Source organism: Streptomyces sp. MB09-02B (genome assembly GCF_033794485.1).
GTDB lineage: Bacteria > Actinomycetota > Actinomycetes > Streptomycetales > Streptomycetaceae > Streptomyces.
Window position 1 is genome coordinate 1 of sequence record NZ_JARGEE010000254.1, and the last position, 13,227, is coordinate 13,227.

Annotated in this window: 10 protein-coding genes and 1 pseudogene; 3 read left to right on the forward strand and 8 right to left on the reverse strand. The window is 70.6% G+C overall.

Annotated features, from left to right (window positions below):
- Nucleotides 1-117 precede the first annotated feature (117 nt).
- Nucleotides 118-666, reverse strand: coding sequence for a DoxX family membrane protein (locus P1P70_RS29135; protein ID WP_319242918.1), 549 nt, complete (start codon nucleotides 664-666; stop codon nucleotides 118-120).
- A gap of 349 nt (nucleotides 667-1,015) precedes the next feature.
- A complete protein-coding gene (locus P1P70_RS29140; protein ID WP_319242920.1) occupies nucleotides 1,016-2,296 on the reverse strand; it encodes a hypothetical protein in 1,281 nt (426 codons plus the stop codon).
- A 356-nt stretch (nucleotides 2,297-2,652) separates the two neighbouring features.
- Between P1P70_RS29140 and P1P70_RS29145 the strand changes: the two genes are divergently transcribed.
- The gene (locus tag P1P70_RS29145; RefSeq protein ID WP_319242922.1) at nucleotides 2,653-3,546 is read left to right on the forward strand and encodes a DUF4429 domain-containing protein; all 894 of its coding nucleotides are present in this window, start codon (nucleotides 2,653-2,655) and stop codon (nucleotides 3,544-3,546) included.
- A 65-nt stretch (nucleotides 3,547-3,611) separates the two neighbouring features.
- Here P1P70_RS29145 and P1P70_RS29150 read toward each other — a convergent pair whose 3' ends face one another.
- Entirely contained in the window at nucleotides 3,612-4,406 is a 795-nt protein-coding gene (locus P1P70_RS29150; RefSeq protein WP_319242924.1) for a class II aldolase/adducin family protein, read from the reverse strand.
- Nucleotides 4,407-4,615: 209 nt separating this feature from the next.
- Between P1P70_RS29150 and P1P70_RS29155 the strand changes: the two genes are divergently transcribed.
- On the forward strand, nucleotides 4,616-5,098 hold the full coding sequence (locus tag P1P70_RS29155; protein ID WP_319242926.1) for a pyridoxamine 5'-phosphate oxidase family protein: 483 nt from the start codon (nucleotides 4,616-4,618) through the stop codon (nucleotides 5,096-5,098).
- 13 nt (nucleotides 5,099-5,111) lie between these two features.
- Here P1P70_RS29155 and guaA read toward each other — a convergent pair whose 3' ends face one another.
- Nucleotides 5,112-6,692, reverse strand: coding sequence for a glutamine-hydrolyzing GMP synthase (gene guaA / locus P1P70_RS29160; RefSeq protein ID WP_319242928.1), 1,581 nt, complete (start codon nucleotides 6,690-6,692; stop codon nucleotides 5,112-5,114).
- Between the two features lie 513 nt (nucleotides 6,693-7,205).
- Here guaA and P1P70_RS29165 point away from each other — a divergent pair.
- Nucleotides 7,206-7,493, forward strand: coding sequence for a chorismate mutase (locus tag P1P70_RS29165; protein ID WP_184904515.1), 288 nt, complete (start codon nucleotides 7,206-7,208; stop codon nucleotides 7,491-7,493).
- A 524-nt stretch (nucleotides 7,494-8,017) separates the two neighbouring features.
- Here P1P70_RS29165 and P1P70_RS29170 read toward each other — a convergent pair.
- From P1P70_RS29170 to P1P70_RS29185, 4 genes and pseudogenes are all read right to left on the reverse strand, one after another.
- A complete protein-coding gene (locus P1P70_RS29170; protein WP_319242931.1) occupies nucleotides 8,018-8,758 on the reverse strand; it encodes a hypothetical protein in 741 nt (246 codons plus the stop codon).
- A gap of 288 nt (nucleotides 8,759-9,046) precedes the next feature.
- A complete protein-coding gene (locus P1P70_RS29175) occupies nucleotides 9,047-10,858 on the reverse strand; it encodes a GMC family oxidoreductase (protein WP_319242933.1) in 1,812 nt (603 codons plus the stop codon).
- Nucleotides 10,859-10,897: 39 nt separating this feature from the next.
- Nucleotides 10,898-12,553, reverse strand: a complete 1,656-nt coding sequence (locus P1P70_RS29180; RefSeq protein WP_319242935.1) for a succinic semialdehyde dehydrogenase — start codon at nucleotides 12,551-12,553, stop codon at nucleotides 10,898-10,900.
- 174 nt (nucleotides 12,554-12,727) lie between these two features.
- A pseudogene (locus P1P70_RS29185) lies at nucleotides 12,728-13,227 on the reverse strand (serine/threonine protein kinase); the annotation flags it as partial.

Genomic DNA, 13,227 nt, shown 5'->3' on the forward strand with positions numbered 1-13,227 from the left:
GTCGAGGTGTGGCCGGTCGCAGTGGCTGGTCCGTGCCGGCTGGCAGGGGGCGTGCGGGCGGGTCGGCCGCGATGCGCGGGGAGCTTGTGAGCCGGCTGTGACGGGGCCGTGTGGGGCTCAGTGGTGGGCGACACCTGCTCGGTGCCTGCTGGGGCCGCCACGGCGGCGGGAACGGATGGCGGCGTCCACCGAGAGGACCGGGGCGCCGGCGAGGATCAGGGGGATCCAGGCCATGAGATAGGGGAGGTCGTTGCCGTAGTAGTACGGGGATGCGGACCAGCTGACCGTGAGCCAGAGGCTGAGGGAGATCAGGGCTCCGCCGAAGGCGGCGAGGCGGGTGAGGAGGCCGAGCAGAGTGCCGATGCCCACGGCGAGTTCGCCGATGGCGATGGCGTAGCCGAAGCCGACGGGGCTGTTCAGCGCCATGTCGATCAGGGCTGGGATGGCGGAGGAGTCTCGGGCGGCACTCATCATGTCGCCGATGGAGCCGGAGCCGGAGTCCGCCATGAAGGCGCTGTCGGTGAGCTTGTCCAGGCCGGCGTAGATGAAGGTGACCGCGAGGAAGACGCGTAGGGGTAGGAGGGCGTAGCGGGTGGCGGTGTCCCGCCAGTCGGGGCCGCCGTCGAAGTGGGGCGTGTGGGAGTCCGAGCGAATGTCGTGAGTCATGGTCTGCGCCGCCTCTTGTCCGCCGTGCCGTTGACCCCTCAACAGACGATACGTTCAGAGGGGTGGGGGTGCTCAATGGTTCGGGCGTGTTTTTCCGGGTCGGAGTGCCTTGTCGGGGGACGAGCGGGGTGTGGTCCCGGCGCCTCGTCCCACTACCACCAGCCGACAGTCGGCCTGCTCCCCCGATCCCACCAGCTGACCTGCTCGCGCGTGCCCCAGCCGACAGCTGGCCTGCTCGTGCGAGCCCCCGCCGACAGCTGGCCCGCTCTCTCGGCCCACCAGCCGACCGTCGGCCTGCTCCTCCGAGCCCCCGTTCACCCACCCATGGGTCCCACTCGTCAGGGGTTGATCAGTCGGCTGAGACCTCGATGGTGTAGCGGTTGGTTTCCACGCCGGCCGCTGTGACGACCTGGACCTCGACCTTGCCCGGTTCGACGTCGGCGGGGACGGGGGCGGTGAGGACGGCGTCGGTGGGGTTGCTGAAGCCGCCTGCGACGGGGACGAGGGGGACGTGGACGTGGACGGGGCCGATGCGGACGACCATGCGGGAGAGGTGGTCGGCGGTCTGGGCGCCGGGTGGGACGAAGCCGGAGCCACGGATCTCGATGTCGTCGCCGTTGCGGATGGGGGCGTCGAGGTCGCCGGCCTCGCGGGCGCGGACGACGGAGAGGATGACGGGGCGGCCGCCCTCGGCGTATTTGCCGGCGACGTAGGTGGCCGCGGAGACCAGGACGAGGAGGGCCAGCCCCCAGGGGAGGTCGGGGAGTTGGCCGGGACGGCGGGCGAGACGGACCGCCGCGAAGGCGAGGGCGACGGCGCAGATGATCACGTACTGGATGTCGGTGAAGCTGCCGCGGCCGGAGTCGTCGGTGAGAAGGTCGGCGGCTCGGGGGCGGTGGGCGCGGACCTTCTGGAGGCGCTGGGAGAGGACACGGAGGCCGACCACGCGGCGGACCAGGACGGCGATGCCGCAGACGACGGCGAGGACGGTCACGATGCCGGCGCCGCGGGCGAGGTCGAGGCCGGCGATGAGGGCGTCGCGTTCACGGTGGTCGGAGGCTGCGGCGAGGCGGCCGACGAGGACGAGGATCGCGAAGACGACGAAGAGCACCCAACCGGTGGCGATCGCACGGGAGGTGGAGAGACGGTTGTCCTCGCCGATGACCGGGGCGAGGGCACCGCCCCGCGCCCGGTGCAGATACCCGGCGCCCGTCAGGGCCGCGGCCACCAGCAGGGCGGCGAGGAGGCCGGCGGTGCGGGCCACTGTCCAGCCCGCGCCGATCGCGGTGAGGGACTGGACGAGGAGGAGGGTGACGACGGCGGCCCAGACCACGATCGCCGTGCGCAGCCACAGGCGGGCCAGCCAGGCCTCGCCCTCGACCCGGCCGCGTTCGGCGACGAGGGCCGCGGACTGGGTGAGTTCGTCGGAGACCCACTGGCGGGAGGCGGAGGCGGAGTGCGCGACGGCCGCGGGCAGTCCCTGCCCCGACGCGAACTCCTCGCGCTTCAGCAGGAACTCGGCGACCGCGCGCCGGTGTCCCGCGCGTGCCCCGTGCGGGCAGTCCCCGCACGTGCACCCGCCTTGATGGGCGCCCGCGCCCATGCCCTCTCTCGCCTCCTGCACCGCCACGTCCGAGCCCGCCTTCCCGCGCCGACGTCCGTGGAGGCCTCCGCACCCACGTCCGCGTACTTCGGCATTCGCCGCCACCGTCATTGCCATCTGCCAGCACTGCTGTCACCGCTCCGGCCACGAGAGCGGCGACATTCACCCTTGCGTTGCTGTTACCGCCGAGTCGATACCGCCGTAGCGCGGTGTCGTACAGATGTCCGCTCACTAGCACAGCCGTGCGGCCGTACAACTGCCCTGCGATGACAGCGAATTGTGCCGTATGGAACACGGCCCGCATTCGGCAGGGCCACTCCGTGCGTGGGAGGCGCGGGGTGAAGTGCCGGTGCCCGTGTTGACCCGGCTGGGAGAATCCTCGTATGGCCGAGATCATCCAGCGCGACGGCGTCTGGGCCTTCGACGGCAGCACGGTCCGGATCACGCCGGGCCTGCACCGTTCCGTGGCGCTGTTCCGGCAGACGTACGGGGAGATCGCGGTGCCGCTGGAGGCGGTGGCCGGTGTCGTCTACGAGCCCGAACGCAAGCGCGGGCGGCTGCGGTTGCGGCTGCGCGAGGGCAGTGATCCGCTGCTGCAGGCCACGGGCGGGCGGCTGCCGGACGCGGCCGACCCGTACCGGCTGACGATCGACCTCGACCGGTCGGGGATCGCCGAGTACGTGGCCGAGGAGATACGGCAGTCGATGCTGCTGGAGCAGACGCCGAAGGAGCCCGCCGGGGCCTATCTCCTGCCGGGTCCGCCCGTGCCGGTGTCGGTGCGCTCCAGTGACGGCACGGTGTCGTTCGACGGGACGCGGGTCCGGATCGACTGGAACGACACCTCCGACCGGGTCAAGCGCGCGACCGGCCCGCGGATCATCGGCGTCGGTGAACTGGTACGGGTGGAGTGGGTGCCCAACTCCGGTTACGAGGACGGGTTCCTGCGGTTCGTGACGCGCGAGACCGTGTTCTCGAAGCTGCCGCCGGAGCGGGACCCGTTCGCGCTCGACCTGTGGGGCAGTACGCGTCGCGACCTGCTCACGGCGCTCGTCGCGACGGCGGTCACGGCGCGGCTCCCCCACCCGTCGACACGGGTGAACGGCCACATGGACCGGCCGGGGCCGGAGGCCGGGACCGTCACGGCCGAGCCTCCGGACTCCGACCACCATGACACCCTCCTCCGCCGACTCCGCGAACTCGGTGAACTGCACCGCGACGGCGTCCTCACGGACGAGGAGTTCGCGGTCACGAAGGCGGCCGTGCTGCGCGACTTCTGACGGCCCGCGGAACGGCAGGACCCCGGACCCCTCCGGCCGCGCTCTCCTCGGCTCAGCACGTAGGTTCAACTCAGCAGATCCGGCTCGGTGCGGCTGATGTCCTGCCACAGCGGCTGGTAGTTGATCCACGCCACCAGGTCGCCGCCCGCCTGCTCCCGTGTCGCGGCGGCCAGCCGGTGTTCGATGAGCAGGGGCCGGCCCGCCGCCTTCGCCGTGAGCTGCACCTGGGCCGAGCGCTCCATGGACAGGAACCACCAGGCCGCGGCGTCGACCGAGTTGCCGACCGTCAGCAGACCGTGGTTGCGCAGCACGAGGGCCTTGCGGCTGCCGAGGACGGCGGCGATGCGACGGCCCTCGTCCGCGTCCACGGCGACGCCCGTGTAGTGGTCGTAGAGCGCCTGGTCCTCGTAGAAGGCGCAGGACTCCTGGCTGATCGGGTCGAGCAGCTCGCCGAGGGCGGCCAGGGCGCGCCCGTGCACGGAGTGACAGTGGGCCACGGCGACGACGTCGGGGCGGGCGGCGTGCACCTGGGCGTGGACGGTGAACGCGGCCTGGTTCACGTGGTAGCGGCCCTCGATCACCTGGCCGTCCTGGTTGGCGAGGACCAGGTCACTCACCGTGACGTGCTTGAAGGGCATCCCGAACGGATTGACCCAGAAGCAGTCGCTGAACTCCGGGTCGCGCGCGGTGATGTGTCCCGAGACCCCCTCCTCGAACCCCATGCGCCCGAAGATCCGCAGGGCCCCGGCCAGCCGTTCCTTGCGGTGCCGTCGCTCGTCCTCCACCGTCTCGTGCATCGGCGGCATGGCGAACCGCAGCTGGTCGGTGGGTAGGGGCAGGGGCGGTGTGGGCCCGTGCATGTGTCCTCCAGAATGACTTCCTTTACGAATCGGAAGTTACCGTCGGTCCCCCTTACGGAACAGGCCCGTTCCGTGAAGAGAGTGCGCAACCGTTACGCAAGTCACAGAAACGTGCCAGCCGTGTACGCCCTGCTCGGATCGGGTCGTTCCTTCTCGTTGCTCCGGGTAACCGGACAGTGGTTGTCGGGTATCCGCGGGAGACTCGACGTATGCCGGAGAATCTTTCGAACTGGGGCGCCTTCGTCGCCGCCGAACCCGAGCTCGCACAGACGGTCGAGGCGCGTTTCGGGGCCTTCACCCATCACGTCCTCGCCACCCTCCGTAAGGACGGCTCACCGCGTACGACCGGGCTGGAGGTCCGGTTCACGCAGGGGGAGCTGTGGCTGGGGATGATGCCCGACTCGCTCAAGGCGCTCGATCTGCGCCGTGATCCCCGCTTCGCACTGCAGGCCAACCCCGGGCCGGGCACGGGGATGGGCGGTGGGGACGTGCGGGTGAGCGGACGGGCGATCGAGGTCGACGACCCCGCGGTGAGGGCCGCGTACGGCGAAGAGGTGGAACCGCCGGAGCAGTTCCACCTCTTCCGCACCGAGCTGACGGAGGTCGTGCGGACCTACGTCGAGGACGACAAGTACCTGGTCGTCCAGGTCTGGAAGCCCGGAGAACCGGTGCGGACCCTCAAGCGGACCTGAGGCCCACCGGGAGTCACTCCCACTCGATGGTGCCCGGCGGCTTGCTCGTCACGTCGAGGACGACGCGGTTGACGTCGGCGACCTCGTTGGTGATGCGGGTGGAGATCTTCGCGAGGACGTCGTACGGCAGCCGGGACCAGTCGGCGGTCATGGCGTCCTCGGAGGAGACCGGGCGCAGGACGATCGGGTGACCGTAGGTGCGGCCGTCGCCCTGGACGCCGACGGAGCGGACGTCCGCCAGCAGCACGACGGGGCACTGCCAGATGTCACGGTCGAGGCCGGCCGCCGTCAGTTCCTCGCGGGCGATGGCGTCGGCCTCGCGGAGCAGGTCGAGGCGGTCCTTGGTGACCTCGCCGACGATACGGATGCCGAGGCCGGGGCCGGGGAACGGCTGGCGCTGGACGATCTCCTCCGGGAGGCCCAGCTCCTGGCCGACCATCCGGACCTCGTCCTTGAACAGCTTGCGGAGCGGCTCGATCAGCTTGAACTCGAGGTCTTCCGGCAGGCCGCCGACGTTGTGGTGGGACTTGATGTTGGCCGTGCCGGTGCCGCCGCCGGACTCGACGACGTCCGGGTACAGCGTGCCCTGGACCAGGAACGCGACCTCGGGGCCCTCGTCGGCGATGATCTCCGCCTGGGCCTGCTCGAAGACGCGGATGAACTCGCGGCCGATGATCTTCCGCTTCTGCTCGGGGTCGGAGACCCCGGCCAGCGCCTTCAGGAAGCGCTCCTCGGCGTCGACGACCTTCAGCTGGACGCCGGTCGCGGCGACGAAGTCCTTCTCGACCTGCTCGGTCTCGTTCTTGCGCATCAGACCGTGGTCGACGTACACGCAGGTCAGCTGGGAGCCGATGGCCTTCTGCACGAGGGCCGCGGCGACAGCGGAGTCCACGCCGCCGGAGAGGCCGCAGATCGCGCGCTTGTCGCCGACCAGCTCACGGATGGCCTCGACCTGCTCCTCGATGACGTTGCCGGTGGTCCAGCTCGGGGTGATGCCCGCGCCCCGGTAGAGGAAGTGCTCCAGGACCTGCTGGCCGTGCGTGGAGTGCATGACCTCCGGGTGGTACTGGACGCCGTACAGCTTCTTCTCGTCGTTCTCGAAGGCGGCGACCGGGACGACGTCGGTGGAGGCCGTGACGGTGAAGCCCTCGGGGGCGGCGGAGCAGGCGTCGCCGTGGGACATCCAGACGGACTGCTCGTCGGGGGTGCCCTCGAAGAGGGTGCTGCCGGACTTGGAGACGTGCAGGGGGGTGCGGCCGTACTCGCGGGCGCCGGTGTTGTCGACGATGCCGCCGAGGGTGGTGGCCATCAGCTGGAAGCCGTAGCACATGCCGAAGACGGGGACGCCGGCCTCGAAGAGCGCGCGGTCGAGGCGGGGGGCGCCCTCGGCGTAGACCGAGGAGGGGCCGCCGGAGAGGATGATCGCCGCCGGATTCTTGGCGAGCATCTCCGCGACCGGCATGGTGCTCGGCACGATCTCGCTGTAGACCCGGGCCTCGCGGACCCGTCGGGCGATGAGCTGGGCGTACTGGGCGCCGAAGTCGACGACCAGAACGGTGTCGGGAGCGGCGGCAGCGGGGTTCGCTGATGACACGGGGTGCCTTCCGGCGGTTGGGCGGGGGTCTGTGTGGTCCGAGTCTACCGGGGTGCGCGCTCGTGAAGTCGGCCCACGGGTGGCTCCGCCCCAGGACCGCCGCGCCCTCCCTTCCCCCGGGAGGAGCGGCGAGGGGAGGCGGCGCCCTGAATTGCGGTGGGGGGCCGGATGCCCCGGTCGGTTCGTGGCCGACTGGCGCCTCCGTCGTGGCTTGTCGCGCAGTTCCCCGCGCCCCTCGATGGGCGCGGAGACGTCGGACGAGGGGAAGCCCCGGGGGTGAGGGCCGGATGACCGGGGGCATGGCGGGGCGTGGCATACTGGCGCTCATGCTTGCGCACTCGACCTTTGTCTTTACCTATGGCACCGGGCCCACCGGCTGCCATGGTCGTGCTGCTTGAGCAACTGACAAGCACTTCCCCAGGCGCCCCGGGCCGACAAGGTCCGGGGCGTCTGGCGTTTTCCGGGTCTTGCCGCTCCGGGGAGTCCGTTCGACTTCCGACGAGGAGCCCAGAGATGACCATCACCTCCACCGAGAAGACCGGCGCCCGTACCTCCGAGGCGGCCGGTGTGATCACCGGTGCCCGGGAACGGATCGACGCCCTGGACGACCGGATCATCGGCCTGATCCAGGAACGCGTGGCGGTCTCCGCCGTGATCCAGGAGGCACGGATCGAGTCCGGCGGCAGGCGTGTGAACCTGTCGCGGGAGATGGAGGTCCTGGCCCACTACAGGGACGCCCTCGGCAAGCCCGGCACCGCCCTCGCCATGACCCTGCTGGAGCTGTGCCGGGGCCGCATCTGACCGGCGCGTACCGGCGGCGCACGTACGTACGCCTGTCCTCTCACCCGTACGGCGCGTGACCGGCGTACGACGCGCTTCGTTGGTGTCGGTGTCCGCGCCAGCCAGGTGCGGGCCCGAAAGAACCACGCGTGGCTCCGCTGGAGCGTTGAGGCGTCCGGATCGTGCCGTGCGCCGTGGGACCTCGCTCCAGGGTTGTGACCGGACGGCAGGGGACAGCAGCCCGGTCACTCGAGAGAACGGCCGGCTCCGGGGACGCCCGGGGCCGACCGGCGGAACTGTTCCGAGGTGGGCGTGACGGACACGGAGCCCGTCCCCCCTTCACGACGCGGAACAGATCGCGGAACACATCGCGGAACAGATGACCGGCCCCGGTCCACGGGCCGCAGACGGCAGTCCGCAGACCGCAGACCGCAGACCGCAGACCGCAGACCGCAGACCGCAGACCATGATCCGTCAGTGCTGACACAGAAGGGCCCTGCGGTGTCCGAGCCGGACCGCGGGGCCCTTCGTCACGCCGGGACCGCTCAGCCGGCGACCTTCTCCAGCTTCGCGACCTGTGCGTCCAGGACCTCGGCCGGCACCTCGGTCTTGTCCGCGTCGAGCATGTTCATCGAGGAGAACGTGATCAGCGTCGAGCCGCTGCGCACCACCGTGAAGGACATCGGGATCTTCGCGCCCTCGATGTCGCCCTTCAGCTTGTAGGCGACGGCCTCGTCGCCCTGCTTCGGGGCGGTGAGGGTCTCGATGTCGGTGTACTTGTTCCCGACCTGCTCGTATCCGTCGCAGCTCTCCGTCGCCTTGCGGAGGTCGGCCATCACCTTCTCGGCGTCGCTCTGCTCGTGTGCGGCGAGAGCGAGGGCGATGACAGTGGCGGAGACCTCGTCCACCGCGGTGACCCGGCGCCCGGCGCGGTCCGTCGCCTGCGGGTCGGAGGTGAAGTAGAACATGTTCGCGAGGGGCTGGCAGGCGGCGGGCTTCGCGGGAACAGGCACGGCGGGCATCTGGTCCGCCGGCATGTCGGAGATCGTGTAGCCCTTCACGTCCCCCTTCGCGAGAGCCGCCTCCTTCAGCTGCGCCTCGGTCAGCGCGGCCTTCCCGGCGCCGTCCTCCCCGCTCTTCGCGTCCTCGGCGGACGAGGCGCTGCCGGCCGCCGACGGCTTCTTCTCCGCCTTGTCCTCGTCGCCGCCACCGCCACACGCCGCGGTCAATCCCAGCGTGGCCACGACCGAGACGGCCACCGCCATCCGCGACATCGTCGACTTCATGTCCCCCACCCTCACGACTTTCGTTTCATGCCTCACAGGGGCCCCACAGGCCCCGTCGAACATGTATGTGACAGCGAGGTCCATCAATCGGTTGTGCCGTTCCGGCGGGCTTCTTGTGTGGCTCACGTCACACGAGAAATCTGTTATCGCGAGGGCAACCCTTCACAGCACTCACCAGTCACACCTGGCACACGAGAGAAGAACCCGCGCTCGGAGGGGGGTGCGGGTCCTTCTCCGTACATCTTTCTGCCACCGCGACTACTCGTCCGCGAGCGACTACGGCTACGGCTACTCGTCCGTGACTACTTCGTCCAGTGCGTACGTCTTCGGCGGCACCGTCGGTACCGCCATCAGCGGCAGCCGGAGCGCGCCGAAGGCGTCCGCCGGGACCGCCGGGTGCAGGGGCTGCACGGGAGTGAGGCGCTCGTAGACCTCGCCGGGGGCCGGGCGCTGGTCCGGCTCACCCTTGTTGGGCCAGTACGACATCGCCCGCTCGGCCTGCGCCGTGATCGTCAGGGACGGGTTGACGCCCAGGTTCGCGGAGACGGCGGCGCCGTCGACGACGGAGATGCCGGGGTGGCCGTAGAGGCGGTGGTACGGGTCGATCACACCGTCCTCCGCGGTGGCGCCGATGGGGCAGCCGCCGAGGAAGTGCGCGGTGAGCGGGGTGCCCATCAGCTCGCCCACGTTGCTGCCGGCGAAGCCGTTGATCTCGGCGGCGATGGTGGAGGCGGCCCGTGAAGCGGCCTCGATCTGCTTGGGGTTGGGCGCGCCGTGACCCTGACGTGCCGTCAACAGGCCTTTGCCCAGGCCCTTCGGCTTCAGGTGGGTCGACAGGGAGTTGTCCAGGGACTGCATCACCAGGCCGATGATGGTCCGTTCCGACCAGCGGCGGTTGGAGAGCGAACGGGCCACCAGCAAGGGGTGTTTGACCGCGTATCCCAGCCAGCCGAGGACACGGGTGGCGCCCGACGCGGTGGCGCCCGCGTACGGGACCTGGAGGATCGACAGGCCGCCCATCGCGTTGGAGCCCCTGCCGTAGCGGACGGGCTCGATGTGGGTGTTCTCGTCGGGGTGGATGGAGGAGGTGATCGCCACGCCCCGGGTGAAGTCGACCTCGGGCGCGCCGTGCGCCTTGCGGTAGCGGCGGTCGTCGGTCTGGGCGCCGACCAGCGCTTCGGAGTTGGTGCGGGTCAGCATGCCCAGGCGGTCGGAGAGGTGCGGGAGTTGGCCGCCCGCCTTCATCCGGTGCAGGAGGGTCTGGGTGCCGTAGGTGCCGGCCGCGAGGACGACGCGGTGGGCCCTGAACACCCGGCCCGCGCCCTTCCTCCGGTTGTCGGTCGGGAGGGTCGTCACGGCGTAGCCGCCCTGCGAGTCCTCCGTCACGGCCACGACCGTGGTCATCGGGTGGACGACCGCGCCCGCCTTCTCGGCGAGGTGCAGGTAGTTCTCGTTGAGGGTGTTCTTGGCGCCGTGGCGGCAGCCGGTCATGCACTCGCCGCACTCGGTGCAGGCCGTGCGGGCGGGGCCAGCACCGCCGAAGTAGGGGTCCGCCGCCTGGTCGCCGGGGGCGGCCTTCGCCTTACCGTCGGCGTCCTCGCCGTCACCGAAGAAGACGCCGACCGGGGCGAGGTGGAAGCTGTCGCCGACGCCCATCCGCTCGGCGGCGGCCTTCAGGTGCACGTCCGACGGGGTCATCGTCGGGTTGAGCCGTACGCCCAGCATGCGGCGGGCCTGGTCGTAGTACGGCGTCAGCTCCTCCTGCCAGTCGGTGATGTCCTTCCACTGCGGGTCCTCGAAGAACGGTTTCGGCGGGACGTAGAGGGTGTTGGCGTAGTTGAGGGAGCCGCCGCCCACGCCGGCTCCGGCCAGCACCATGACGTTGCCGAGGAGGTGGATGCGCTGGATGCCGTAGAGCCCGAGGGCGGGGGCCCACAGGTAGTTCTTCAGGTCCCAGGAGTTCTTGGGGAGCGAGTCGCGCGTGAAACGGCGGCCCGCTTCGAGCACGCCGACCTTGTAGCCCTTCTCGGTCAGGCGCAGGGCGGTGACCGAACCGCCGAAACCGGATCCGACGACGATGACGTCGTAGTCGTACGACACGTGCTCTCCTCGTTGAGAACGGTGGGCGGGCCCGAAGACCTAGCGGAGCCTCAGTGCCTTCATCGCCCTCAGACTGCGGCTCATGAACTGGGCGTACTTCTCGTCGTCCATGCCCAGCGAGGGGGCCATGGGCAGCAGGCGCTGGTGGGCGACCGTCTGGGCCTCCGTGTACTTGAGGATGCCCTCGGAGCCGTGGCGGCGGCCGAGGCCGGAGTCCTTCATGCCGCCCATCGGGGACTGGACGGAGCCGTACGCGGAGGCGTAGCCCTCGTTGACGTTGACCGTGCCGGCGCGGACGCGGGAGGCGACCTCGCGGCCGCGGCGGCCGTCCTTGGTCCAGACGGAGGCGTTGAGGCCGTACGCGGTGGAGTTGGCCTCCGCGATGGCCTCGTCCTCGTCCGTGAAGCGGTAGATGGAGACGACCGGGCCGAAGGTCTCCTCGGTGCAGACGGACATGGGTTCCGTGACGCCGTCGAGGATGGTCGGCTCGTAGAAGTAGGGGCCGATGTCGGGGCGGGCCACTCCGCCCGCGAGGACCTTCGCGCCCTTCTCCACGGCCTCGTCGACGTGGCGGGTGACGGTCTCCAGCTGGCGTTCGCCGACGAGGGAGCCCATCTCAGCGCCGTACGCGAGGGACTTGCCTAGACGCATGGCCTTGGTGCGGGCGGCGAAGCGTTCCAGGAAGGCGTCGGCGACGGACTCGTGGACGTACAACCGCTCGATGGAGATGCAGAGTTGGCCGGCGGAGGAGAAGCAGGCGCGGACGGCGCCCGCCGCCGCCTTCTCTATGTCGGCGTCCTCGAGGACCAGCATCGCGTTCTTGCCGCCGAGTTCGAGGGAGACGCCGACGAGCCGGGCGGCGGCGCCCTGCGCGACCTCGCGTCCGGTGCGGGTGGAGCCGGTGAAGGAGACGTAGTCGGCGTGCTTGACGACCTCGGGGCCGATGACGGGGCCCTCGCCGAGGACGACCTGGAAGACGTCTGCGGGCAGGCCGGCCTCGATGAGCAGGTCACGGGCCCACAGGGCGGTCAGGCAGGTCTCCGTGTCGGGCTTCATCACGACGGCGTTGCCCGCGACGAAGGCGGGGATGGCGTCGCCTACGGAGAGTTCGAGCGGGTAGTTCCAGGGGGCGATCTGGCCGATCACCCCGCGCGGGTGGCGCAGTTCGGTGACCCTGGTGAGGGTCGGTACGGCGCCGGTGTGCCGCTTCGGCTTGAGGTAGAAGGGGGCCTTGCGGCCGTAGTGACGGGCGGCGACCGCGACGGCCTGGACCTCCTCGTGGGCGTGGAGGCGGGCCTTTCCGGTCTCCAGCTGGATGAGGTCGAGGACCTCGGCCTGGCGTTCGAGGACCAGGTCGTGGAAGCGGAGCAGGACGGCGGCGCGCTCCCGCACGGGCCGCTGGGCCCAGACGGCCTGGGCGGCGCGGGCCGTCGCGTACGCCTGCTCCACGTCCTCGGGGGTGGACTCCGGCAGGTCGGCGAGCTTCTCACCGGTGAACGGCGTGTGGTTGGCGGTCCGGCCGGAGCCGACCACGCCCTTGGTGAGCTGGGCGACCAGTTCGGGGGTGACCACGTCGGCGGCGGTACGGGCGCCCTGCGGGGCTGCCGCGAGGGGGTTGGTGCCGGTCGTCCGTGCCGTGCCGGTCGTGCCCGTGGTGGTCGTGCCGGTCTTTTCGGGGGCCTGCGAGTCCGTCATGACGCGCAGGGTATTCCGGACCGGACAACTTTGGGTACCCGGCGGTAACAGGGTTTCACCGGGCGCACACACCGTGCCAGTGATCGCTGGCAACGAAGTCGCTGATCAGGGCGGCGGGCGGTGCCGTGCGGCCGCGAATGCGGCGTGGGTCACGTACGGCCCGGCGGCGGCGGCCTACGGTCCGATCTCCAGCCGTTCCCGCGCGCCCTTGAAGACGGCCGTCCCCTTCTTCTCGTCCGCTGTGCCCTTCGGCATGTCCACGCGCAGTTCGTACATCCGGTCGTCGTCGGTGCGGACGATCAGTTCGAGGACCCGGGTGGGCGTGCCGTCCAGGTGGTGGGTGGTGTCGGCGAGCACCGCCTCCTGGTCGTGGAAGCTCGTGGCGGTGTACTGGGCGGTCGACTTCACGTCGCCCGCCACGATGTCCGTGGAGTCCTTGGCCTGTTGCATGGGTGAGGCGGGCGCCTCGTCCCACTGCGTCAGCCGCACCCGGACGACCTTCTCGCCCGCGTAGGTGACCGTACGGGGTCGCGCGTCGTCGTCGCCACCCTCCGCGCGGAGCCGTTCGTAGGCGCCGGGGAGGGAGAGGACGGCGTCCATGGCCTCCTCGCGGTGCGCCACCCAGCGCGTGCCGGCCGTGGTGCCGGGGGTGGAGGTGGGGCTGGGGCTGGGGC

What these genes read in the sequence shown, in the direction of transcription:
- P1P70_RS29135 (WP_319242918.1), bottom strand. Translation starts at nt 666, where the DNA reads ATGACTCACGACATTCGCTCGGACTCCCACACGCCCCACTTCGACGGC.
- P1P70_RS29145 (WP_319242922.1), top strand. Translation starts at nt 2,653, where the DNA reads ATGGCCGAGATCATCCAGCGCGACGGCGTCTGGGCCTTCGACGGCAGC.
- P1P70_RS29150 (WP_319242924.1), bottom strand. Translation starts at nt 4,406, where the DNA reads ATGCACGGGCCCACACCGCCCCTGCCCCTACCCACCGACCAGCTGCGG.
- P1P70_RS29155 (WP_319242926.1), top strand. Translation starts at nt 4,616, where the DNA reads ATGCCGGAGAATCTTTCGAACTGGGGCGCCTTCGTCGCCGCCGAACCC.
- P1P70_RS29165 (WP_184904515.1), top strand. Translation starts at nt 7,206, where the DNA reads ATGACCATCACCTCCACCGAGAAGACCGGCGCCCGTACCTCCGAGGCG.
- P1P70_RS29170 (WP_319242931.1), bottom strand. Translation starts at nt 8,758, where the DNA reads ATGAAGTCGACGATGTCGCGGATGGCGGTGGCCGTCTCGGTCGTGGCC.
- P1P70_RS29180 (WP_319242935.1), bottom strand. Translation starts at nt 12,553, where the DNA reads ATGACGGACTCGCAGGCCCCCGAAAAGACCGGCACGACCACCACGGGC.